Origin of the sequence: Alteromonas sp. IB21 (assembly GCF_016405965.1) — a bacterium.
Taxonomy (GTDB): Bacteria; Pseudomonadota; Gammaproteobacteria; order Enterobacterales; family Alteromonadaceae; genus Alteromonas.
This window is the reverse complement of sequence record NZ_JAEFCD010000006.1, coordinates 71,552-95,446: the sequence shown is the minus strand read 5'-3', so window position 1 is coordinate 95,446 and position 23,895 is coordinate 71,552. Positions and strand designations below refer to the sequence as shown.

At 44.4% G+C, this 23,895-nt stretch carries 19 protein-coding genes; 11 read left to right on the top strand and 8 right to left on the bottom strand.

Annotation, left to right across the window (positions count from 1 at the left end):
- Nucleotides 1–12 precede the first annotated feature (12 nt).
- Entirely contained in the window at nucleotides 13–1,449 is a 1,437-nt protein-coding gene (locus JC525_RS06150) for a hypothetical protein (protein ID WP_198815031.1), read from the bottom strand.
- 73 nt (nucleotides 1,450–1,522) lie between these two features.
- On the bottom strand, nucleotides 1,523–2,983 hold the full coding sequence (locus JC525_RS06145; protein WP_198815030.1) for a DUF3336 domain-containing protein: 1,461 nt from the start codon (nucleotides 2,981–2,983) through the stop codon (nucleotides 1,523–1,525).
- 440 nt (nucleotides 2,984–3,423) lie between these two features.
- Here JC525_RS06145 and JC525_RS06140 point away from each other — a divergent pair, with 440 nt between their 5' ends.
- From JC525_RS06140 to JC525_RS06130, 3 genes are all read left to right on the top strand, one after another.
- Entirely contained in the window at nucleotides 3,424–4,632 is a 1,209-nt protein-coding gene (locus tag JC525_RS06140; protein ID WP_198815029.1) for a DUF445 domain-containing protein, read from the top strand.
- 73 nt (nucleotides 4,633–4,705) lie between these two features.
- Complete coding sequence (locus JC525_RS06135; protein ID WP_198815028.1) at nucleotides 4,706–5,371, top strand: TetR/AcrR family transcriptional regulator; 666 nt, start codon at nucleotides 4,706–4,708, stop codon at nucleotides 5,369–5,371.
- A 10-nt stretch (nucleotides 5,372–5,381) separates the two neighbouring features.
- Entirely contained in the window at nucleotides 5,382–6,821 is a 1,440-nt protein-coding gene (locus tag JC525_RS06130; RefSeq protein ID WP_198815027.1) for a wax ester/triacylglycerol synthase domain-containing protein, read from the top strand.
- 67 nt (nucleotides 6,822–6,888) lie between these two features.
- On the opposite strand, the gene JC525_RS06125 is transcribed toward JC525_RS06130, so the two are convergent.
- A complete protein-coding gene (locus tag JC525_RS06125) occupies nucleotides 6,889–7,614 on the bottom strand; it encodes a DUF1439 domain-containing protein (RefSeq protein WP_198815026.1) in 726 nt (241 codons plus the stop codon).
- Between the two features lie 207 nt (nucleotides 7,615–7,821).
- On the opposite strand from JC525_RS06125, the gene JC525_RS06120 reads away from it, so the two are divergent.
- The gene (locus JC525_RS06120; protein ID WP_198815025.1) at nucleotides 7,822–9,474 is read left to right on the top strand and encodes a GMC family oxidoreductase; all 1,653 of its coding nucleotides are present in this window, start codon (nucleotides 7,822–7,824) and stop codon (nucleotides 9,472–9,474) included.
- A 133-nt stretch (nucleotides 9,475–9,607) separates the two neighbouring features.
- Here JC525_RS06120 and JC525_RS06115 read toward each other — a convergent pair whose 3' ends face one another.
- The gene (locus JC525_RS06115; RefSeq protein ID WP_198815024.1) at nucleotides 9,608–10,213 is read right to left on the bottom strand and encodes a TetR/AcrR family transcriptional regulator; all 606 of its coding nucleotides are present in this window, start codon (nucleotides 10,211–10,213) and stop codon (nucleotides 9,608–9,610) included.
- Between the two features lie 138 nt (nucleotides 10,214–10,351).
- Here JC525_RS06115 and JC525_RS06110 point away from each other — a divergent pair, with 138 nt between their 5' ends.
- The 3 genes from JC525_RS06110 to JC525_RS06100 all read left to right on the top strand — a co-directional run bounded on the left by JC525_RS06110 (nucleotide 10,352) and on the right by JC525_RS06100 (nucleotide 14,055).
- The gene (locus JC525_RS06110) at nucleotides 10,352–11,191 is read left to right on the top strand and encodes a crotonase/enoyl-CoA hydratase family protein (protein WP_198815023.1); all 840 of its coding nucleotides are present in this window, start codon (nucleotides 10,352–10,354) and stop codon (nucleotides 11,189–11,191) included.
- Nucleotides 11,192–11,448: 257 nt separating this feature from the next.
- Nucleotides 11,449–13,491 carry an NADPH-dependent 2,4-dienoyl-CoA reductase gene (locus JC525_RS06105; protein ID WP_198815022.1) on the top strand — a complete coding sequence of 681 codons (2,043 nt, stop codon included), beginning with the start codon at nucleotides 11,449–11,451 and terminating at the stop codon, nucleotides 13,489–13,491.
- A 210-nt stretch (nucleotides 13,492–13,701) separates the two neighbouring features.
- The gene (locus tag JC525_RS06100) at nucleotides 13,702–14,055 is read left to right on the top strand and encodes a HopJ type III effector protein (RefSeq protein ID WP_198815021.1); all 354 of its coding nucleotides are present in this window, start codon (nucleotides 13,702–13,704) and stop codon (nucleotides 14,053–14,055) included.
- Between the two features lie 68 nt (nucleotides 14,056–14,123).
- On the opposite strand, the gene JC525_RS06095 is transcribed toward JC525_RS06100, so the two are convergent.
- Genes JC525_RS06095 through JC525_RS06085 form a run of 3 tightly spaced genes read right to left on the bottom strand, consistent with a single transcriptional unit; the run spans nucleotide 14,124 to nucleotide 16,545 of the window.
- Nucleotides 14,124–15,341: a retropepsin-like aspartic protease family protein gene (locus tag JC525_RS06095; protein ID WP_198815020.1), complete on the bottom strand. Its 1,218-nt coding sequence runs from the start codon at nucleotides 15,339–15,341 to the stop codon at nucleotides 14,124–14,126.
- Nucleotides 15,338–15,787 (bottom strand): acyl-CoA thioesterase, encoded by a 450-nt coding sequence (locus tag JC525_RS06090; protein ID WP_198815019.1) that lies wholly within the window; start codon nucleotides 15,785–15,787, stop codon nucleotides 15,338–15,340. The genes JC525_RS06095 and JC525_RS06090 overlap by 4 nt, the downstream gene beginning before the upstream one ends.
- 47 nt (nucleotides 15,788–15,834) lie before the next feature.
- Nucleotides 15,835–16,545, bottom strand: coding sequence for an FFLEELY motif protein (locus JC525_RS06085; RefSeq protein ID WP_198815018.1), 711 nt, complete (start codon nucleotides 16,543–16,545; stop codon nucleotides 15,835–15,837).
- A gap of 151 nt (nucleotides 16,546–16,696) precedes the next feature.
- Between JC525_RS06085 and JC525_RS06080 the strand changes: the two genes are divergently transcribed.
- From JC525_RS06080 to JC525_RS06070, 3 genes are all read left to right on the top strand, one after another.
- Entirely contained in the window at nucleotides 16,697–17,305 is a 609-nt protein-coding gene (locus JC525_RS06080; protein WP_198815017.1) for an elongation factor P hydroxylase, read from the top strand.
- Complete coding sequence (locus JC525_RS06075; protein WP_198815016.1) at nucleotides 17,302–18,450, top strand: ATP-NAD kinase family protein; 1,149 nt, start codon at nucleotides 17,302–17,304, stop codon at nucleotides 18,448–18,450. Before JC525_RS06080 ends, JC525_RS06075 begins: the two co-directional genes overlap by 4 nt.
- A gap of 123 nt (nucleotides 18,451–18,573) precedes the next feature.
- On the top strand, nucleotides 18,574–18,867 hold the full coding sequence (locus JC525_RS06070; protein WP_198815015.1) for a YfcL family protein: 294 nt from the start codon (nucleotides 18,574–18,576) through the stop codon (nucleotides 18,865–18,867).
- A gap of 211 nt (nucleotides 18,868–19,078) precedes the next feature.
- Here JC525_RS06070 and JC525_RS06065 read toward each other — a convergent pair whose 3' ends face one another.
- The gene (locus JC525_RS06065) at nucleotides 19,079–19,420 is read right to left on the bottom strand and encodes a carboxymuconolactone decarboxylase family protein (RefSeq protein ID WP_120958912.1); all 342 of its coding nucleotides are present in this window, start codon (nucleotides 19,418–19,420) and stop codon (nucleotides 19,079–19,081) included.
- 330 nt (nucleotides 19,421–19,750) lie between these two features.
- Here JC525_RS06065 and JC525_RS06060 point away from each other — a divergent pair, with 330 nt between their 5' ends.
- Nucleotides 19,751–23,857, top strand: coding sequence for a hybrid sensor histidine kinase/response regulator (locus JC525_RS06060; RefSeq protein WP_198815094.1), 4,107 nt, complete (start codon nucleotides 19,751–19,753; stop codon nucleotides 23,855–23,857).
- Nucleotides 23,858–23,895: the final 38 nt, after the last annotated feature.

Sequence of the window (23,895 nt, the reverse complement as noted above, 5' to 3'; positions counted from 1 at the left end):
TTCTTTTCTTTCTTATTTATTTAATTTGGCCCACAGATTTTGATGCTTTTTAAATCCAAAGTAGTCATAGGGCTCCCAGAAACTAGGCACTAAATTTTCAATTTCGTCAGGTCTGAAATTGTTGGAGAGTTGACTCATAATTTGATTCAATTTTTCCTTGCCCACTCGCATCAGCTTTTTTCTATTGGCAGGAAAATAGAGGTTTTGGCTTTTAGAAATAATTTCATGGGCGCCATTGGTTATAAACTTCTGGTTTCGTGTAACAATCTTACACAGCGGCTCAGCTGGATTCGCCGGGTTGAGACCGATCACAATGGCATATTCGTACTGGTCCTTTTCCTGACCATTTTCATTCACCGGTATGAAAGTAATGCCAAAGCCTTGTGGAAAGTACCCTACCAATTCAATGAAATCCTGTGACAGTTGTTTATTTAGCCCGTTCTTTTTGGCTAACTGTTCTATCAGCAAATAACCTTTTGGTAAGCTAAGGCGCGAGTAATCTGACTTAGTGGAAAGTACAATCGAAACGTATATTTGAGGAATTTTGACAATTTCGCCCAGCCCAGTTTTGGAAACAAAAGCGTCTTTGACAAGATTGAGCATAAAGTCTTGCGCTTCTTTATGAACCAATATAAATCTGTCTCGTTCTTCTTTGATATCCCCGATATAGTTCGGGATACCCAAACCGTCGCTCAAATATTTGAGGGTGAAGTGATAGTTAAGCTTAAGTAGATCCCTTCTCTGCGAATCGTCGAGTAAACGAAACTCATCCAAGTCGCCATTTTCGCCTTTTAAGATGGTCAGCGATGCAGGGCTCTGTAAACCAATATCTTGAAGCAGTGCCGCCGCGATAAGCGGCCGCCCAAGCTCAACTTTCCATTTCTCCTGCCAATAGCGATTTCCGCGAAAACGCGATGCAGCCTCGCGATATTTGGAAAGGTATTTATGCGCTATGGTATCGTGCTCTAGCAGGCGATCGACTAATCGCAATGTTAATACTGCTTTATAGAGGGGTTTGAACCGCATGTGGACCCGTGCGAAATTCCCCTCTGCTCCAGGTGTGAGTAACATAAGCGTGCCGAGTAATTTAGCACTTTGCTGCTGGGTCTCTTGCCAGTTTTCACCTTCGCTCAGCTCGATAATTTTGGTACAAACAGCATCAAGTCGTTCTAGCCTGCCGAGGCGCTCTTCCTCTAATTTTTCTGTACTATTTCTTATCTGCTTAGCGAGTTGTTCAGCCAGAATTTCTTTTTTCTTATTGCCTTCTATTTTTTTGAGTTCAACTTTTAAATCTGCAATATGGTTTTCAAGCGAAGGCGTAAGGGAAAAGTAATGACGAGCATCCTCAAAAACTGAGCCATAGCCAGTTTCCTGAGGGGATATCATATTGATGAGTTGTTTTACTTGCTGTGTGTAAATGCTGTCGGGGTTTTGGCTTTGTGCGCTCACCGTTGTCCTTTAAAGCTGCGAATAGCAGCTATCTGTTTTACGCTAATATAGGCTGTGCAGTTCAGCTCACGCGTTACCTTACGACATGACCTAACTCTACTGCCTCTCGTTTCTTCAATTGACCCAAATGATACCGTAATTTTTCACTAATTTTGGTATTTCTTTTAATAACATGGAGTTGAGGCCATGATGCCCGTTCACCGCTAGTTATCAATTGGGCGATACTTTCGAGCGTTGGGTTAGAAAATACGTGCGACAAGTTTCTGATCTGACGCTTGGGTAAAATATTGATATTGCCCACATATTGCTGATCAATGATAGAACGTACTTTATGAATAGCCAGCTTTGCGTTTTTATTTCCTGTCAAACGCTCAATAATATCGATAGCAAAAATACTGTTTGTTTTGGCAAGCTGGCCAATGTGGCGTGCCGACATATCCCAAACTGAATTGGGATCTATACGGTTCGCCGAGATGAAAGGTACGGCTAAAGGATTTGTTTGACTGACAATACTGTGGTTAACGCCGTATAGCCTTGCAAGTCGTTCAAAGGGAAGGTCTGCCATAAGTGAACCGTCCGCGAAGCGTCGATTTGGAATATACGGTACAATGTCACCAGCCGGCGTTTTAGCGCGTAGCTGAACGGGGCTAAAAATAACCGGTACAGCACACGATGCCCTTACTGCTTGGGTAATGATGGCATTGGGCGACGTTTTGGCATTTAACAACCGTGAGTGCTGGTGAAGATCGGCGGGAGAAACGGTTACTGTAATGTGTCTCCCGGTTTTCTTAAATGCTTCTTCAAAGGTGGTAAGGTCGAAAAGCTCAATTAAGGCGTTCTCTAATACCGAACTGTCGAAAAGCCCTTTTCTTCCTAGACCAGCAAAGCTGCGCCAATGTTTGAACGTTTCGTAGATAAACTCGGCGCTCAGTGATTCACGCAGTTGGTCGTGAGTTCGTGTTCCCAACATGGCCGCAATAATTGACCCTGCGCTTGATCCGGAAACGACCGTGGGCAATAGGCTCTTCTCATTAAGCGATTTTACAACGCCCGCATGGAAAAAGCCTAAACCTGCTCCACCAGAGAGCATCAAACAGCTACGGCCGAAGGCATGCGCGGTTTCTTCAAAGAAAGAAAGTTTTTCGTAAAAGTCTACCTGCTGTTCATCGGCGTAAAAAATTTGCTCCAGCGCCAGCGTCACCTCATCAATGAATTGCTCGACGAGATATTTAGTGCCGATTTTGCAATGGGTAAGCAATATTGGATTGGCGATGTTACCCAAATTACCGTGAAGGCCTTCGTGAAGTATAGACATTAAAGCGTGCAGATCGCCTTTGCCTCTGGCTAATTGCAGGCGTTGAACACGTTTGCGAATTAGCTTGTAATCGTAGTCTTCACTTTCGTCTTCTGCTTTCCACTCGTCAGCACCCGACAGCGCATCGTGCGCTAAGCATGCGCCTTCATATTCATCATAATTTCTCGCATGCTCGATATCATGTTCTAGTTTTTTTAATCGCAAATCGAATACTGCCATGACAAGTACCTACAATGTTGAACTAGCAAGGTTATACTTTGTTAACCGCTGTGATTTAAAAATGACAGCAATGTAATGCCCTAACGCTTTTGAATAGCGAACGTCCATTTAAATTCGTCAGTGTTCGGTAGTTGGTCTGTACTCGTTACATCGCCAGAGTTAATGCCACCATACCCTTAAACATAACGTATAAAAGTGAATTCAGGACGAAAAATACCCTGAGTTTTCAGTCTATGCGTTTTATTTAGAATTCACTACCTAATGCTTAAATTACTAAAGCCACTTTACCGTGAGAACGCATTAATTAGCCTGATTTGTAATGTTTCACTGACTTGTTTTCAATCAACAATTCGAAGTAATTTTACTTTTTACATTGACCATTTCATAAGCACTCAGTAGCCTGATGATGAGAATAATAAATTGGAACTCTTACTTGCAGTATGGAATGGAACCTTGAAACCCTGAGTTTGCTATCAATTCCTTTAATTAGCGCTATAGTTGGCTGGCTTACCAACTATCTGGCGGTAAAGATGATGTTTTATCCTATCGAATTTGTGGGCGTAAAACCTATCTTTGGGTGGCAAGGCCTTATTCCTGCAAAGCGCCGTCAAATGGCGGAGATTGAAGTTGAATTAGTTCTTGGGAAGCTCCTTAGTGTTGAAGAGCTAGCTCAGAGGCTTGATGCCGATGAACTCACAAAGGCCATTGAAAGGCGTTTAAGCCAAGTTATTCGCAAAGTAGTAAACGATGTCATGGCTGAATCTGCGCCACAGCTGTGGGCTGCGCTTCCCGTACAAGGCAAGAACCTTGTCTATCAGCGAATAGAAAATGACATTCCCAATGTGGTTCACAAAATGGTGGATGACTTCCAGCATAATGTCTCTGAGATTTTGGATATCAAGGAACTGGTTGTTGAGCAACTCGTCAATGCGCCAGAATTAGTCAACGAAATATTTCTGACGGCGGGCAGTAAAGAGTTTCCCTTTATCGTGCGTTCAGGCTTCTATTTCGGTTTCTTATTCGGATTACCAACCATGTTGCTTTGGTATTTTTATCAGGCTTGGTGGATATTGCCATTGGGCGGGCTCTTGGTCGGTTATGCGACAAACTGGATTGCTATTAAGATTATATTTGAACCAAAACGACCGATAAAACTGGGGCCCTTTACTATTCAGGGCATGTTTCTAAAGCGCCAGAAAGAAGTGTCAGAAGTTTACTCGAGTATCATCGAAAAAAAGCTTATCACGCCTAAAAATATCACCCACGTTATTCTGCATGGATCAGGCTCAGCGCAGTTGCTAGAACTCATTGAGCTTCATGTTAATGACGCTATTGAGCGCTACGTTGCTATTGCTCAACCCTATTTTGCATTGGGTGTCGGTTCAGAAAATTATCATCAAATGAAAGCGTTGGCGGTACGTCAAATATTTGATAATTCAGATAAATATCTGCTTTATGCGTTTGATTACGCCAATAATGCTTTGCAGGTGGGCCATGACTTAAGCGAGCGAATGCAGGCGTTAAGCGTTGAAGAATTTGAAGGGGTGTTACGGCCAGCTTATCAACAAGACGAGTGGAAACTCATCGTGACCGGCGCTATCTTAGGTATGGTGGCAGGCGTTGGACAGCTTTATCTTATTTTTATGTAGTGCAGTTTATGCCGTGTGTTTTATACAGCAATCTTGACCTTCCATATTTTATGTAAAAGGATTGGACTCAATTATGAAGACCGCGCAAAAAATATTACTTACTGCGCTAACGTTGTTCAATGAACACGGTGAAAACACAGTGACCAGTGTAGACATCGCTTTAGAATTAGATATCAGTCCAGGAAACCTCTATTATCATTTTAAAGGTAAAGACAGTATCGTAAATGCATTAATGAAAATGCATGAGCAACAAATGCATAAAGTATTGAATAGAGACAAGCTCGATACACTTCATCCTGAAGAAATCATGTACTACCTATTTTTACTCGTTGATAGCATTCACGTTTTTCGTTTTTTTTATCGCAGTCCGGCAGATTTAGCTGAAAAATACCCTACTATTGTTCGCCCCCGCCAGCACATACTGACAAACTTGAACAAACAGTTGGCGTTTCTTTTTGACGCGTTAGCCCAGCAAGAAACCCTCATCGCGACGAAATCAGATAGATCGTTACTGGTAGACTTAATCTCATTGATCATAACTCAGTCGTGCCAATTCGATGAGTTAAACAGTCATATGGACAGTGCCATGCAGCGCTATCATGCTTTGTCGCTAATGATGGTGAGTGTACTACCAAGGCTGGCGCTCTCAGATGAACAAAAGAAACAACTATCGCAGCTGCTAAACTCTCACGATTTCATGAGAAGTGCTGCAAACCAACCCCAATTCGACTTCGCTTAAAGGGATAACAATGGCAAAAACGCTCAGTTTTTTAGATAAGTCATTTTGGATAACAGAGTCAGATGAAAATCCAAAACATGTCGCTTGTTTGCAGCTGCTTGCCATCCCCAACGGAGCGATAAGCGCTGAATATGTCCCGCAATTGTTCCAAGAGATAAGAAGCTTTGCTCGTGCTACCTCTCCATTTAACTGTGCAGTAAAAACTGTGTTGGGTTATCCGGTGGGGTTTGCACCCGTTAAAAAACTTAATATGGATTATCACGTACAGATTCATCGCGTTGCTGATGTGAAAAACAGAGAAGCACTAGATGGCTTTGTAGCGAGACTACATTCCTCACGTTTAGATCCCGATAAACCTTTGTGGCAATACCATTTTATATTTGACGAAAGCAGTGATACGTTCGCGATATATGCGCGGGTTCATCACATGTATGGAGACGGAGCGACCCTAGTACGTTGGTTTCAAGCTGGCTATGTATCGCACTCCCATGAGACAAAGTTTACACCGGTGTGGGCGGTCAAACGGCTTAGGCACAGGCGGCATGAGCCCATCAGTTTTTATAAACGCCTTGTTGGCGTCGGTTACGCACTCAAAACGACTTTTGATTTACTGGTTATATTTCTTCGTATTTTTATGAAGATTCTAAGGGTTAACCCCCACTATATGCCAGTGCCTTTTACAGGAACTAAAACCGTCCTCACAGGGCAGGTAAAGGCAGGGAGAGCGGTGGCGACCATGGACTTAGACTTTAAGCGGGTAAAGGCGCTCGCAAGGCGCACTCGTTCGACCGCTAATGAAGTGCTATTGTGCGCGATTGACATTGGCGTTCACAAACTGCTGCAGGATCACGGACAGGTGTTTAAAAAAGCATTGTTCACCAATATGCCGATTAATTTGCGCAAACCCGGTGAGAAAACCACGGGTAATAAAATTGCCATTGTACCGGTTCAACTTGCCCACGGTGAAACAGACCCCTATCTTCGACTGCGCCAAATTGTGGTCAATCATCGTATTGTAAAACACGCCGCTCAGCATGCCCGACCTGCAGCTTTTAGCGGCTACACCATTGTTATTCAATCGCTGGCATTAGTATTTGAATGGCTAAATCTATCAAGCGTAGTAAAGCCAATTGCTAATATTTTAATTTCGAATGTACCTGGACCTAAAGATACCCGCTACTTGAAAGATGCTGAACTCTTAGCTTGCTATCCCATTTCTACGATGACACCGGGCGGCGGAGTAAACATTACGCTAATGACTTACGCGGGCACAGCAAACGTCGGCTTAGTATGCTGTAATAAAAATATAGAATCGTTGCAGCCGCTAGCAAGATACGTGGAAGAAGCGTTTGATATGTTAGAAGCGAGCGTGGATGACCCAAGGCTAAATATTGAAGACATCGGCGAGCAGGTAGATATGGTGCCGGTCTCGATTGTTTCAGACCATTAATGGTGTGGTGGGGAGCTTTTTTTGAATTGTGAAGTATTGAGAACAGTAGGCTGAAACAAAGAAGAAGTTATTTGCTTAGGTAGAAACGAAGCACGTTCTCTTCAACCCGCACACTTTGACCAAGCTTGGAAAAAAGAACCTCTCGCCAGTGATCGCTTCGCATGTTGTGGCTTAGATGTTCTTGAGTAATCTGGTTTTTAATTGCGCTGTCAATTTGTGGCGTGTGGTAGTCCAATATCGCTTGCTTCGAGCCTGATAGATAAAGCCTCAGATAGTCGGCTGCGATGTCTGATGTGCCCGCGCTAAACAACGAAAAAGCGGTTTTCAGTGGCGCTCCGAACAAGCTATTTACGCTTTTTGGAAAAAAACGAGCCAACAAAAATTGGGTATCCTTTATTAGGGCATAATTGTCATTAACTAATTTAACGCCATCGGTTTTCAAGTCTATTAGATAAAGCGTACTCATGTTTTTGTCGTAGTGGGGGGTAGCTGAGAGAGTGAAAACTACGTGGGCGCGATAGATGGTTGTGGCTGCCACGTCAATTTTCAACGCTGCTAAACATTGCAGGCCAATACGGTTATGTTCACTATCCAGAATCAGGTTACCTTCAAGGACGCTGACGGTTCCTATGCCAATGGGGATTTCAAACGTAAATGTGTAGGGAAAACTATTGGCTATCAGACCGTGCAGTTCAGACTTGGAAAAATTGTCGTGTGTCAGTTTCCCCAGTTTTACAAGCCACTGAGCAAAATACACTTTGCATTTGTCTTTTAACGATAGGTTATTTGGCAAAATTCACACTCATGGTATTGCTAATGATTATGCAGTGGCTGACAGCAGGCTAGCGTTTTTCGATGATAGATAAACTAAGTTATCAGGATTATTAGATTTTTTAAATCTTACAATTTAATTCTTTTATTGATGAAGTATTGTTTGCTAATCTGGTCGTACCACAACGTTTTGTTAACATTATTCGATTTGGCTTAAGGAGCTAGCGAAATGAGCGAAGTACCCAACAAGTACGATTATATTATTGTAGGTGGAGGCTCTGCTGGTGCTGTTCTTGCCACGCGCTTGTCAGAAAATCCTGCGCTCGATATTTTGCTGTTAGAAGCCGGCTCTAAAGATACTAATCCGTTAATCCATATTCCTTTTGGACTTTCTGTACTCAGCCGCTTTGAAGGAATAGGCTGGGGTTATCATACGGCACCTCAAAAAGAAATGTATGACAGAGAGTTGTTTTGGCCTCGGGGTAAAACCTTAGGCGGAAGTAGCTCAGTTAATGCGATGTGTTACATTCGGGGCCAAAAAGAAGATTATGATCGCTGGGCGAACGAAGAAGGTGCCGAAGGCTGGTCGTTCGACGATGTGTTGCCGTATTTTAAACGCTCTGAGAACTTTGAAGAAGGCGCTGACGAATACCACGGTACAGGCGGGCCGTTAAACGTAAGCAAACTGCGTCATACAAGTGTGCTTTCAGACGCATTTGTAAATGCAGCGTCATTCGCCGGTTACAAACAGCTCGACGATTTTAATCGCGACGAGCGGGAAGGGCTTGGTTTTTATCACGTTACCCAAATTAACGGGCAACGCTGTTCTACCGCTAAAGGTTACCTTTCTCAAGCTAAGCATCGTAATAATTTGACGGTGCTCACGAAAGTTGCGGCAGAGAAAGTGCTGCTTAAAGAAGGCCGGGCCATCGGCGTTCAAGTGCGTGAAAAAGGCGCGGTGAATCGTTACTTCGCAAAAAGTGAAGTAATTTTATGTGGCGGCGCTATTAACTCGCCACAACTGCTTATGTTATCTGGCATTGGACCACGCGCTGAACTTGAAGAAAAAGGTATATTCGTCCAGCAAGACTTGCCGGGTGTTGGTCAAAACTTGCAAGATCACCTGGATGCAATAGTACAGCATACGTGCAAAGCACGGGAGGGGTACGCGGTAGCCTTTGGTGCGCTACCTTCTTACATGAAGGCTAGCGTTGACTATGCGTTCAAACGAAGTGGCATTCTTTCATCAAACGTTGCAGAGGCGGGCGGGTTTGTGAGCTCTAGTTTAGCCACACAAGGCCCCGACATTCAGTTCCATTTCTTACCCGCAATTTTGAACGACCATGGAAGACAGCTAGCTTTTGGTTACGGATATGGCCTTCACGTATGCTGCTTATATCCGAAAAGCCGGGGCACTATATCGCTTCAAAGTAATCACCCTGCTGATCAGGCACTGATCGACCCGAATTATTTGTCTGCGGAAGAAGATCAGAAGGTCATGATTGAAGGCGTGCGTATTGCCCGAAAGCTACTATCTGCACCAGACTTCGACAAGTTTCAAGGCAGTGAATTGTATCCAGGAGAAGAAGCCCAAAGCGATGAAGAAATTTTAGAGTTTTTACGGGAGCGTGCTGAGACCATCTATCACCCTGTCGGTACGTGTAAAATGGGCAGTGACGACGATGAAATGGCGGTGGTGGATACACAATTGCGGGTAAGAGGTATAGCTGGCCTCAGAGTGGTAGATGCCTCGGTGATGCCCAGCTTGATTGGCGGCAATACCAATGCACCCACCGTCATGATTGCCGAACGTGCTGCAGAGTTTATTAAAGCGACCCACGAAGGGCAGCCAGTTTCTTTAATTAGAGCGGAATCTGCGTAATTAGAGGTAAAAGGCAACGCGCAAGGCGCTGTCTCGCTATGCCGCTCTAATAAAATCTAACTCGGTTTATGTCCTTCAACTTTTTTACAGACAAAACACGCACGCTTTTAAGAACGGCTAGTTTAAAGCCTGATTAGGGCTGCTTTTGCATAAATAAGTCCGCTGCACAGTCGCACATTTCTTTTATATGGCTACTGTCAGCATAGATACCGTCAATCAGTAACCTTGCAATGCCATGTAACGTGCCCCACGTGACCTGAGCCAAACGAAGGGCATCTTGATTATTTGGCAGTAAGCCTTTTTCTTGCCAATAGCGCGTCATGGTCACCTGAAACTGAAAACACGGAAACGCCACTTCTTTAAGGTCGCTTGTCGCCGCTTGATTCTGCCAGATAGTACGACCAAACATTAATTCATACATCTCTGGGTTGTCGGCAGCGTAGCCAATGTATTCGTGCACAAATTCGCGAAAACGCACCTGTGGTGTTTTATTTTCTTGATCAAATATACGTTTAGCTGCGGTATGCCAGTCGCTAAACCCTTTGGCCGCAATAGCGCTTAGCAGCGCGCTTTTGTCTTTAAAGTGATGATAGGGCGCAGTACGAGAGACACCGGCATCTTCAGCCAGTTTTCTCAGCGAAAGGCTATCAACGCCATGCTCAGACAACCGCGCAGTAGCTGCCTCTATAAGGGCACTGCGTAAATCGCCATGATGATAGCTTTGTACTGCATTAGCCATATATCAAATATTTCCGTTGTTGCAATTGGGACGAATAGATAACGTTTTATCTTGACAGTGTCAACATAGCCTTTTATCTTGACGCTGTCTAGTTTTCAAATTTGTTAACAGGAACAGCCCAAGGAGACAGCGCAAACCATGAAGTACTCTACATTAGAAGTAAAACAAGAAGGCCATATTGCTCACGTCGTACTTAATCGCCCTGATGCAATGAACAGTATGATCCCTGAATTCTGGACAGAGCTGCCGGCGGCTATTCGTGAAATAGATGATGAAGCCAATGCCCGCGTTATTGTTATCTCATCTACGGGTAAGCATTTCTCTGCCGGTATGGATTTATCCGTGTTCTTGAACATGAAAGAAGACTTTAAGGGCGACCCGTCGCGCAGAGCTGAACGCATGCGCCGAATGGTGATGCTGCTACAAGATAGCTTTACCGCCATTGAGCAGGCACGTATGCCAGTTATTGGCGCTGTTCAGGGCGGGGCGATTGGTGGAGCTGTAGATTTACTAAGTGCATGCGATATGCGCTATTGCACCCAAGATGCCTTTTTCACCATTAAAGAAACCCAATTAGGTATGACGGCTGACGTGGGTACCCTTCAACGACTACCCAAGCTTATTCCTATTGGTGTCGTGAAAGAGCTGGCTTACACCGGGCGCAACTTTGGTGCAGCAGAAGCGCAGCAGCTCGGCTTTGTGAATCAGGTATTCGATGATCAAGCGTTAATGCTAGAAGCAGTAATGAAAATAGCTCAGCAGATTGCAATGAATTCGCCGCTAGCAGTTTCAGGCACCAAGACTATGATTAATTACGCGGCAGAGCATACGGTGGCAGAAAGCTTGACTTATATGGCCACATGGCAGGCGGGAATGTTCCAAATGGAAGACGTGTTCAAAGCCATGGAAGCACAGAAAACAAAAACGCTGCCGGAGTATCCGCCGCTGCACCCAGCGATTAAAAAAATGAATTCGTAAGTTTATGTATAAAAGCGCGCTCATCTTGCAAGCTATTATCACTTGAAGCTCAAAGACCAATATTGGTCTTTTAAAGATAAGAGCAGGTGGAGGCTACTGTAAATCGGTGCGCTACAAGACTTTTATTACAAAATTAAGTTGCAACTTAAATACTGAAGCAAAAAAGCGTTTTAAAAGCAGAAACGCGTTATATAACAATATTTAAACAGGCTATTTAACGGCCTTTACCAAGCCAAAACGACTTTCAGGAATGTATCATGAATCAGACCGTTACCGATCATCCCGTTTACCCTCATTTATTTCGTCCCCTTGATTTAGGTTTTACCACCCTCAAAAACCGTGTACTCATGGGCTCTATGCACACGGGCTTAGAAGAATTACCCGACGGCCACAAACGCATGGCGGCATTTTATGGTGAGCGTGCCAGAGGTGGTGTAGGTCTTATTGTCACAGGCGGTATTGGGCCAAATGAAGAAGGTGCGACGCATCCGTCAACCTTTCGTTTAGATACAGACGAAGCGGTAAAAAATCACAAAGAAGTAACAGACGCAGTGCACATTGCAGGCGGCAAAATCTGTATGCAAATTCTGCATACTGGTCGCTATGCGTATAGCCCAAAGCTTGTGGCACCCTCTGCGGTTCAAGCGCCAATTAATCCGTTTAAACCAAAAGCGCTAGAAGCTGACGAGATTGAAAAGCAAATTCAAGATTTCATCACTGCCGCAACCCAAGCCCAGCGCGCGGGTTACGATGGCGTTGAGATTATGGGATCTGAGGGCTATTTCCTTAATCAGTTTATTGCTAAACGCACAAACCTCCGGGACGATGAATGGGGCGGTGAATACGAAAACCGCATCCGTCTGCCGATTGAAGTAGTACGCCGCGTGCGCGAGGCGGTAGGTAAGAACTTTATCATCATCTATCGTTTGTCGATGCTCGACCTCGTTGAAGGTGGCTCTACTTATGAAGAAGTCGTACAGCTTGGCAAAGAAATCGAAAAAGCGGGTGCCACTATCATTAATACCGGTATTGGCTGGCACGAAGCACGTATCCCAACCATTGCCACTAAAGTACCGCGTGCGGCATTTACGTGGGTAACGGCTAAATTCCGCGAAGCACTTTCGATTCCGGTAATCACATCGAACCGTATCAACACCCCCGAAGTGGCTGAAGAAGTGTTGTCTCGTGGTGATGCTGATATGGTGTCTATGGCCCGTCCGTTCTTGGCCGACCCTGACTTCGTGCGCAAAGCGCAGCAAAACAAAGCCGATGAAATAAATACGTGTATTGGCTGCAACCAAGCCTGCCTTGACCACGTATTTAACGGTAAAATGACCAGCTGTTTGGTAAACCCCCGCGCGTGTCACGAGCTGGAAATTAACGTCAAACCTGCTGACACGAAAAAGCGTGTTGCGGTAGTGGGCGCAGGCCCAGCAGGATTAGCCGCGGCAGTAACCACTGCTCAGCGTGGACACGATGTTGTGATTTACGATGCATCTAGCGAAATTGGCGGTCAATTCAATATCGCCAAACAAATCCCTGGCAAAGAAGAGTTCTACGAGACGCTGCGCTATTTCAAGCGCCAGATTGAGCTTCACAAAAACATTACCCTTAAATTGAATACCTATGTTGACGCCGCGACCTTAAACGATGAAGGGTTTGACGAAGTGATGGTAGCAACGGGTATCAAACCACGCACGCCAGCGATTGAAGGTATTGAGCATGAGAAAGTGCTCACTTACATCGAAGTGTTAAAAGAGAAAAAGCCTGTTGGTAATAAAGTGGCCATTATCGGTGCTGGCGGTATTGGATTTGATACTGCTGAATACTTGTCTCATGGTAAGGAAACGCCAAGCCAAAACATACCTGCATTTATGAAAGAGTGGGGCATTGATATGACCTTCTCGGCTCGCGCGGGTATTGAAGGCGTCAAGCCGCAGCCAGAGCCATCGCCAAGAGAGATTTTTCTGTTGCAACGCAAATCATCAAAGGTCGGCGCTGGATTAGGCAAAACGACGGGGTGGGCGCACAGGGCAGGCTTGCTAGCTAAAGGGGTGAGTATGATCCCTGGCGTAAGCTATGACAAAATTGATGATGAAGGGCTACACATTACTGTGGAAGGCAATAGCCAAGTATTGCCGGTAGATAACATCATCATCTGTGCAGGCCAAGAGCCCATGCGTGATATCGTTGAAGGCTTGAAAATGCCTTATCACCTTATTGGTGGTGCCGATGAAGCGTTGGAGCTAGATGCTAAACGCGCCATCGACCAAGGTACACGGGTGTGTGCTGCGGTTTAACGACCTAGTGCAAAAACGCGGTTAAAATTGTAAGTGCCTCATTAAGAGTTGCTTCGGATTGATGATAAACCCTTCTTTTTTCAGAGGGGTTTATTTTTCCAGCCGCCGAAGGCTGTAATTTTTTATGAAAATACCGAAACCAAACCTGTTTCGGCCTGTTGATGTCACCTAGACCTGCTATTATCGTTTCCTTTTTTCAATGAGATAAATATGACGTTCAGCAACACCCAAGACTTAGTTCAAGCCGTTAGCAATTCACCAGAGACTATCGAGTTTAACGATGTTATCGCGCTCGTTGATAGCGCGTTCGCTTTCACGCCCACCGCGTTCACCAATGGTGAGGTAACAAACGAAGCAAACCAGAACAACGGCTCATGCAAGCTGCTCGCACTTGGTCAGCACTTAAAGCTAGATCAGGCACAAACACTGGCTTTGTTTGGGCGCTTTTATCGTGAAGATGTACTCAATAACCCCAAAGGTGACGACCACGCCAATATCCGCAACTTTATGAAAACAGGGCATGAAGGCGTGGCGTTTGAAACGTTTCCTTTAGTCGAACTATAAGACAGCAAATCTTTATGACAGTTGAACAGGTAAAGTGTTGTGAAATCGTGACATCCTTTTGAAATAGGTTAGTCACGTTCCGTCAAAATCAACTCACTAGACTGGGGCATTATTGCAAAGTCAAACTGACCTAGAACGTTCATTCCCAACAATCCGTCGGCATCGGGTAGAGCGTCTTCGGGCAGCACGATGGCAGAGACATCGTTGAACTCGTAGCCAGCAAAGTAAAATCGGGGTATTTGTACCAGAGGGGCTTCAATGGTTCCTGACGCGGTTCTAATGTTGAAGTTACCAATGAACGTGAGGTTTCGCATACGGCCCAAGCGAGCAAATAATCGCGACGATATTGCAGTAGTACTGGCACCCGTATCTAAAATCATGTTGGCTTTTTGGTTAAGCGCCTTTGCCTCAAGACGATATTGGTCGCCAATGCGTTCAAGGGCTACGCGTGTTTGATACCGAGCCGCGTCCGAGCTTGTGGGTTCAATTTCGCTGTGGCTTGGTGCGGTGTTTGCGCTGGCCATATCGCGCATTTCATAGGCTTTATCGCGAATCATATTGGCGTCTCTGTCGTTTAACGGCAGAGCGGCGAGTACATCTTCCATTAGCGTAAGCTTTTGCTGGTAAGCGTACGCTTCAGCCAAATTGAGGGTGTAGTGTTTAGCGTCGGGTATTCGCTGATACAAGGGCTCATTTAACCTAGCAACTAGTTCCCACTGTTCGTCTTGACTTAACTGCGTTTGCGCCTGCTGATATAAAGTGGCAATTTTGCTGTCGATAAACGAGAGCGTTTCAAGTGAAAGAGGCAACTCAGCTAAATCGTAATAATGCACAAGAGCCGTGGGAAGAGGCTTCGTCATCTCAATCAGCTCACCTTCTAGTAATAGCAGCGATTCGTTGAGCGGCTCATGTTTTAAAAAATTGGTTAGCTCAGTGGCGAGTAACGCGTACTTTCCATCATTGAGCAGGGTAGTCAGCGCCGCTATATCATTTTGGTTAATTTGTCGCGAAGGTGAGCGCAGGTCTCCACGTTCATTTGACGGGATGTGAGCCCTGTCAGCCTTTGAAGAGGAGGTGGAGGTGCGTCTTTCGCTGAAGGGCTCTACATTACTCTTTACTTGAGTCCCACGTTCTTGCGCTGCCTCATGTTGTAAACGATGCTCATAGCTTGCCTCTAGCTTATAAGCACTGTCGTTGTGCTGCTTTACGCTAATCCATAGGTAAACATTGAAGCCTAACGACACACATAGAAACAGCGTAAGAAGCACTGCGAGCCATGTCTTCATTGTTGTAAACACGCCTGACCATAGGCATCCATAAATTGCTCAGGCATTCGTTTAGGGGCGCCTGTATCAAGGCTAACGCATACAAATGTAGTTATGGCATCGAATACGGTTTTGTTTCGCTTTGGGCAGATAAACTGAAATTGACGCTTTAGAGTCAGTTTGTTGTCGCATTGCACTATCCAAGTTGCGCATTCTAATGTATCACCGAGATGAGTTGGCAGATGATAGTTGAGCTCGTGACGTTTTATCACCATGCCTCTGTTTAGCGCCTGATAATCGGCAAATTGTAAGCCAAGGGCATTTGAATGAGCCCATGCTAAGCTTTCGAGCTGAGACAGGTATGCCACATTATTCACATGCTGATAGTGGTCTATGTGCGTTTCATCAATATGCCATTTTTGAACATAAGGACTGTCAAACATCCAATTAAGCGTTGGGTTGCTCAAATTTTTTCCTTTCTTCCAATCTGTTTTATATCAACTACTACTTCGCTTCACACAACAGGTAACGGGTTATCTTCAGGTAACGCCAAATCGTCACTCAATAACGTCTGCATTATCGCCTTTTCACGTACCAACACCGGCTGAATAAAGCTTTGTACATCACCTAAGGCTTTAAACGCATCGAAACCACGCTGTAAAAACTCGTGTAGGGCAAGAACCCCCGCAAGCTTTGCGGGTCGCCGCGATAGAGAAATTAGCATACCTATACCACGAATTTTTATGACGTCAGCAAGTTGATCGCCCAAGTGTGAGATTATATCGATTTGATGTGTGCGATCTTCGATTCTGCCAACGTGTCGATAGGCGAGCGCATAGTTATCGCGGTTAATGGACTCGTCAGGAAAGTGAGCTTGTAGATACTGAGCCATCGCCATATCTAAATCAAACGACAATGCATTTAACGATAGCGCATCGTCCATGGCGTTCATGGCTTTATCGGGCAGTACTTTTGCAAGTTTTGGAATGACGCGTACTAAATCAGCATCACGCTGGCTGAAATCTTTAGGGCCATATAGCTCTTCAACAAAAAACGCCATGGCTTTTTGGTAGCGTTTTTGCTGGGCAAGATCATCATGAGAGACCAGTAAACGCGCGCATTGCCACTGCTGTAGCTGATGAATAATGGGCATTACACCCAATTGATTAGCCAAGTCACGAAGGGCATTTACCCGATGAATATGTTTAATTGTCTCTTGGGCCAAATGACAAACTCCTCGTAACGTTGATATGACTCTTTTTTTGTAAACCTAGATTGACCTAAGCAAGCTTGCCTTTCAAGTGAGAAAACAAAGTTTTACTGGTATACTCTGCCGCCATTAGTTTAGCTCGCTTATTTAGATTTTAATTAACGTAATGAAAAGTCAGAGTAGTCAGTCATCATTGGAAAATGCCGTTGAAAAGGAGGTCGCTAACGTGCAGCCTCCGAGCCTCGAAAACGACAAAGATGTTCCCACGTTAATATCACTATTTAATAGCACGTTTGAAGATTTCAATACACGCTTGGTTTTAGGCGATGATGAGCCCATTTACATTCCTGCTGGTGTGGATAAAAGCTACCATCAAATTGTCTTTGCTCACGGTTTCTTCTCAAGTGCGCTACATGAAATTGCCCATTGGTGTATTGCAGGTGAAAAGCGCAGGCTTTTAGAAGATTACGGATATTGGTATTGCCCTGATGGACGTAATGAAACACAGCAGGCAGATTTTGAAAAAGTAGAAATTAAGCCCCAAGCTATCGAATGGGCGTTTACCGAAGCTGCCGGCAGAAGATTTCAGGTCAGTACAGACAATTTGAACGGCGCGGAGCCTGACAGAGAAGGTTTTACTAAAAATGTTGCAGCACAGCTAGCACTTTATAAAGCCGATGGCTTTCCGTCTAGAGCTGAACGATTTATCAACGCCTTAAAAAATACTTTTTGCAAAAAGACGCATGATGACGCCCCTGGAGCAGATGCAGCATGATAAATAACGATTCTGACCGCCCAGCCATTTTTAAGCTTGGTGTTCTTGTAAACCCTTTTGCTGGAATAGGCGGGGCTCTTGCACTTAAAGGCAGTGACGGCGCTGAAATTCGTGAAAAGGCACTTGCCATGGGGGCAGAGCAAAAGGCCAACGAAAAGATGGCTAAAGCACTTAGCATTCTTGAAGCATTATCGGGGCAATTTACCGTAGTGACAGCGTCGGGCGAAATGGGCGAAACAGTTTGTGAATCTCTAGGTATTCCTTATGAGGTTATCTACACACCTAATGCCGAGCAAACCGAAGGTGAAGATTCAGAGCGCGCTGCACAAGCCATGGTAGAAGCTAACGTTGACCTGCTGCTGTTCGCAGGTGGCGACGGCACTGCGCGAAATATCTGCAGCGTAGTTGGTACGCAGGTACCTGTGTTAGGCGTGCCAGCGGGCTGCAAAATTCATTCAGGCGTTTACTGCGTATCGCCGTCAGCGGCAGGGCAGGTAGTAAGCCAAATGGTCGCTGGTGAGCTAGTGAGCGAGATGGACGCCGAAGTTCGTGATATCGACGAAAACGCCTTTCGCGAAGGAAAAGTGATTGCTAAGCATTACGGTGAAATGCGGGTACCGGCCGAGTTGACTTACGTTCAAGCAGTAAAAATGGGCGGTAAAGAAGACGAGGCGCTAGTGTTAGACGACATTGCCGCTTATATAAGCGAGATTATGGACGATGATCCTGACACCTATTTTGTTATGGGTTCTGGCTCGACCGTGGGCTCGGTTATGGAGTTCCTTGGCCTAGACAATACTTTGTTAGGCGTTGACGTCGTTAAGCAGGGTGAACTAGTGGCAAGTGACGTTACTGCAAACGAACTTGTTGCGCTAACCCAAGATAAGCCGACAAAAGTCATTTTAACGGTTATTGGCGGTCAAGGGCATATCTTGGGCCGTGGTAATCAACAGTTAAGCCCCGCGTTTATTCGTCAAATTGGCAAACAAAACATGCTTGTTGTCGCCACTAAGCAAAAACTACAGGCATTAAACGGCAAGCCGCTTCGTCTAGATTCAAGCGATGCTGCCCTCGATGCTGAATTAGCGGGCGCGTTTACGGTAATTACAGGCTATAAAGATAAAGTACTTTGCCAGGCTGTTTAAAATCAACAACAAGAGAACAGACGACGCGATGTCTTTTATGCCAGCCCGTTTCATTTTAAATTTAAGAAAATAGAAAGCTGAACATTAAGAACTGATATCTAAATATCGAAAAAGGAGTATAGAGTGTTACCACCTGCTGCAGCACCAGAACATGTCGTTAAAGCGATTGCAGAGATAGAGGCAAGCCTCGACGACGTAGTTAATCACGGTAGCGACGACGAATTGTTTGTTGCAAGCTATCTGCAAGGGCATTTCGCAGTAGAATCTCGTCAACTGGAAATGCGAGAAGATGCCACCATAGGCATGCTCAATGACAAAATGGTGGAAAGCTTAAATGAAGCGTTTGCCAACAATGAACTAGAGAGCGAAGACGCCAAACAAGTAAAGGCGCTTTGGGAAAGGTTAGTCGCTATGTAAATGCGGCTTTCCTTTGCTTTTCTCCATCGCTTGCTTATTTCTCTTCTTCTCAATCATTTGTCCTTTACAATCCGTTACAGTTTTATAATCCATTATCCTTAATTACTTGGCGTGGTAAGTGTTCAAAGCATGAACTCGCTGTAACAAGTACGCTTGTTAAAAGAGTGAATACAGGGTCGAAGACGTTTTCGACCCTGTACTTTACAGCGAATTATTCGCTGAATTCATCGAACGCACGCAGTGCATCTGCTGCGTACATAAAAGATGGGCCTCCGCCCATGTAAACTGACATTCCGCACACTTCTTCAATTTCTTCACGGGTCGCCCCTAAATTGACTAACGCTTTAGCGTGAAAACCTATACAACCGTCACAACGTGTGGCAATACCAATGGCGAGAGCAATGAGCTCTTTCGTTTTTTTATCTAACGCGCCGTCAGCGGTTGCGGCTTTAGCCATGTCTGAAAAGCCTTTCATTACCTCTGGGACACCCTTCTTAACTTCGCCTAAGTAAGGATTTAAGCTTTCTGTAATTTCTTTATATGATTTGGTCATTCTAAATGCTCCTGCTGTTTGTCGCTTATTTGAAAACAAGTAATAAACGCTTCTCATAGCGTTATGTTAAAGCGTGTTTTTTGGTTCACTATGATACAAGTCAAAGCTTTGTTCTTTTTATTGGGAAATACGTCTTTGGTAGAATAGATAAGGGTAAAGATATACTCTAAGGTTTGTCGAGTTTAATCTAGTCACCTTTTTATTATTTTGAAAATTATCTCAAGGCGTGGAATGGCGCGTTACCTGTCTTCATTAGTCTGCTTTTTTACAGCGGCCATTTACACCCTTACCAGCTTTGCAAGCGCCGCGCCCTCTGGCTCTGATACACTCATGAATGAATATTCTGTAGAGCTGCTGACCGCTGAAGACGGCTTCGTTTCATCTGAAATTTATTCCATCATTCAAGACCGGCAAGGGTTTCTTTGGTTTGGGACTGCCGAAAATGGGGTAATGCGTTACGACGGGAGAAAAATAACGCTATTTGAGGCGGATAATAATTACAGTCAAAGTTTATCCCACAATGACGCCGGAAATTTAATGCTAGATGCTAATGGTGACATATGGATTGGCACTTGGGGCGGAGGTCTTAATAGATATGTGCCAACCACAGGTGAGTTTTTTCGTTATTTAAACGATAGCACTGACTCTACTTCTTTGTCTTCAAACCGAATTCAGTCACTTTTTAACGACGAAGCAGGGCAACTTTGGTTTGGTTCCTACGATGAAGGCTTAAATAGATATTTAGGCGATGGAGAGTTTGAACGGGTTAAACATATTCCTAATGACGAAAAGAGTCTTTCTCACAATCGCATTTGGGACATGATTGATAACGATGAACACACAATGTGGGTTGCAACAAGTTTCGGTTTGAACTTGCTTGATAAGCATTCCTTAACCGCCCAGCATTTTTTTCCAGATCCCCTAAACCAAACCGCAACAGGGGCAAACGAAATTCGAAGCCTGCTTAAAACGTCATCTGGCCAATTCTACGTTGCAACCCAAGAAGGCCCCTTTTTGTTTATTGCTGAATCAGGTGCTTTTATTCCTCAGAAAAACCTCGACGGCAAAAGCCTTGGGCAGGTTAACTCAATGATTGAAGATCATGACGGTGCGATATGGTTTGTAACGACCCAAGGCCTTTACCGACATACGGGTAAGGGGAATACCGTAGAACAAGTTGACTTTGGTTATAACAACGGTCTTCGCATTATTTTTGAAGATCATACCAAAACAAAATGGATAACCAGTGAAGTCCACGGCATCTTTAAATTGGTTCCTAGGCGAAACATCAAGCAAATTAATAGCGACTCGCTAGCAGCGCCAAACGGTATACACCGTGATGAAAATGGCGATATTTTGATTGTTACGGCTAATGCCGATATCTACAAGTGGGATGTGAATACACAGACGTTAGAAGAAGCGTATACCTCGGTATTTGAGGGGGTTGAGGGCTACGAAGGTCAGGGTGTCATAGAGCGACCGATTATAGTGAGTGACGGGAAGGGGGTTTTATGGGTTGCGCAAGATGATTATATCGCCCGTGTTGATCGAAAAAGTGACGAGATAAAGCACATCACCTACCCACGAACGGATAGTAACTATCGTCAGTTCACAGAATTCCGGTCTCTCGCTTTGGATGACAAAGGCAGGGTTTGGATTGGAACCTATAAGCACGGTGTATTTGTTTATGACGAAAAAGCCGATGCGTTTCGTCACCTTACGGCTAAAGACGGACTTTCACACCCGGAAACACACGTTATATATAAAGACAGCAAAGGCAATATGTGGGTGGGAACAGGGGGGGGGATCAACCTATGGGCTTCTGAAAAAGAACGGTTTATCTCGTTTAACAGCGCCAAAAGTCAGCAAAATGGTTTATTAGGCAATATAGTAGAAGATATTCATGAAACGAAAAATGGGCAAATATGGGTCGCTACCCAAATGGGTCTTAACCGCTACGTGCCCAACACTCAAACATTTGAATGGTTTGATGAGAGTAAGGGGCTTCCATCAAATTTAATTAGGGCCATTGCTGACGGAGAAGACAATCAGTTATGGCTTACCACCAATAAAGGTATTTTTCTGTTCAATCCCGTTACTCAACAGGCGTTAAATTACAATAGTGACACGGCTCTCGCGGGTAAAAACTTTTATTCAAATAGCCTCATCAATGCATCGCAAAATACCTTTTTTACCAGCAGCCAACGTGGGGTTGAATATTTCAGTTATTCAAACCTGCAAAACGAATTTGTCGACTCTCAAATTGTTCTTACTGGGTTTAGTAAAATGGGTGAGGCGAAGAGTTTTAACAAGCCTCTGTCTTACGTTCGGGATATTTACCTTTCTTATGAAGACGATTTCTTTTCTTTAGAATTCGCGCATTTAGACTTTTCTGCTTCCAAGCGCGCTCGTTTTGCCTATAAATTGGAAGGTTATGATGAGCAGTGGATTGATATCGGCGATCACAATAATGTTTCTTTTACTAACTTAAATGGTGGCACATATACATTTTTAGTGAAGGCGATGAGGCCCGATGGTGATTGGGGCAAAGAAGTGCTATTGGTAAATTTGCACGTAGCTGCCGCGCCATGGAAAACATGGTGGGCTTACAGTTTTTACGGGGCTTTTCTTCTAGGCATCCTTGTCTTATCCGTATATTTAAGAACCCGATTGCAACAAAGTGAAATTACAAAACAAAAGCGTTTTGTTCAAGCACTCGAACAACAGGTCTCAGAGAAAACCGCCTCCCTCGAGGCGCAGGCAGTAGATTTGAAACTGGCGTTGCAAAAAGCAGAGGAGGCTACAAAATTAAAATCAGAATTTTTAGCCAACATGAGTCATGAGATTCGAACGCCTATGAATGGTGTTATTGGTATGTTGGGCTTGCTCAAAAGAAGTCACCTGACATCTGAGCAAACTCAACGTCTGAATATCGCCAGTACAAGCGCTAATTCGCTGCTAGCACTTATCAATGATATTTTGGATTTTTCAAAAATAGAAGCGGATAAACTCGACATTGAATGTGTCGAATTTGATGTGCGAGAGGTAATAGAAAACATTGCACGTTCGCTGGCATATATCGCGCAAGAGAAAGGGGTAGCATTGGTTGTTGACCTGTCAAAAGTGAATGTTGCGACGATTAAATCCGACCCCAACCGAATTCAGCAAATAGTGACAAACCTGCTCAGTAATGCGGTTAAATTTACTGAAAAAGGCGAAATACTCTTAAAGGCAGAATTGATTGCCGGCGGTAATGAATCTGCGGTATTGTGCATAACAGTAGAAGATACGGGGATCGGTATTCCAGATGAAAAAATCCCTCACTTGTTTGACCTATTCACTCAGGTTGACGCTTCGACTACAAGGCGATATGGCGGTACGGGGTTAGGTCTTAGTATTACCAAAAAACTCTGCCAATTATTAGGGGGAGATATCAGTGTTGACACCGAAGTAGGCAAGGGGAGCCGTTTCAGCGTAACCTGCCAAGTTGGTTATGATAAACATAGCGAAATAGACACACCCACTCTCGCCAAAAGTGATATGCGTTGTTTAATTGTTGACAGTAACGCCTCTACTCGTAAAGCGATGCAAGCGCAGCTTGAGCGTTGGAATGTTCGTGTCTTATGTGCCTCGACGGTAGACGAAGCAATCGCGGAACTTTCCCGCAATGATGATGCTCAACACAAGCTTTCTGCTCCCTCGATTGACGTTGTATTTGTAGGTAAATCTACCGAAGTAACCTCTGTACAGCATTTCTGTCAAACCCTCCGGAAAATTAACAGTACCAAGCACTCCAGTATCGTTTTAATGACGTTAATGGCAGATGTCGACCCAACGAGGGACATCAGCGAAGTTGAAATCGAAGCAAGTTATCCTAAACCGCTGACAACATCAGATCTGCTCTCTGTGCTACAGAAAACGAATTTCAACAAGGAAACATCTAGCCATTGTAATACCAGGCCTGTTGAAAATACTGCCGATCAGTATGAGCCTGAAGCACCGCTTATTAATAAAAATAGAGCGGCATCCGACCTATCTGTGACAGATGAAGCCAACATATTGCTAGTGGAAGATAACGAAATTAATCAATTAGTTGCTACTTCTGTAATTGAAAGCGAAGGCTATCATGTAGATGTAGCTAAAAATGGTGCTGAAGCCATAGCGCTACTCACTCAATCAAAGCACGACAACGAAGCCTACAAAATTATTTTTATGGATTGTCAGATGCCAGAAATGGACGGGTTTGAAGCCACTACGCTAATTCGTCAAGGAGCAGCCGGTGAACGTTACAAAACGATACCCATTATTGCGATGACAGCAAACGCCATGCAAAGTGACAAGGAAATGTGCATGAAAGCTGGGATGGATGACTTTTTGGCGAAACCTATTGAGCATGAAGAGGTCATATTTACTTTAAAAAATTGGCTTTCAAAATAGGATTTGATACTCCCTTACAGTTAAAAATACGGTAACAT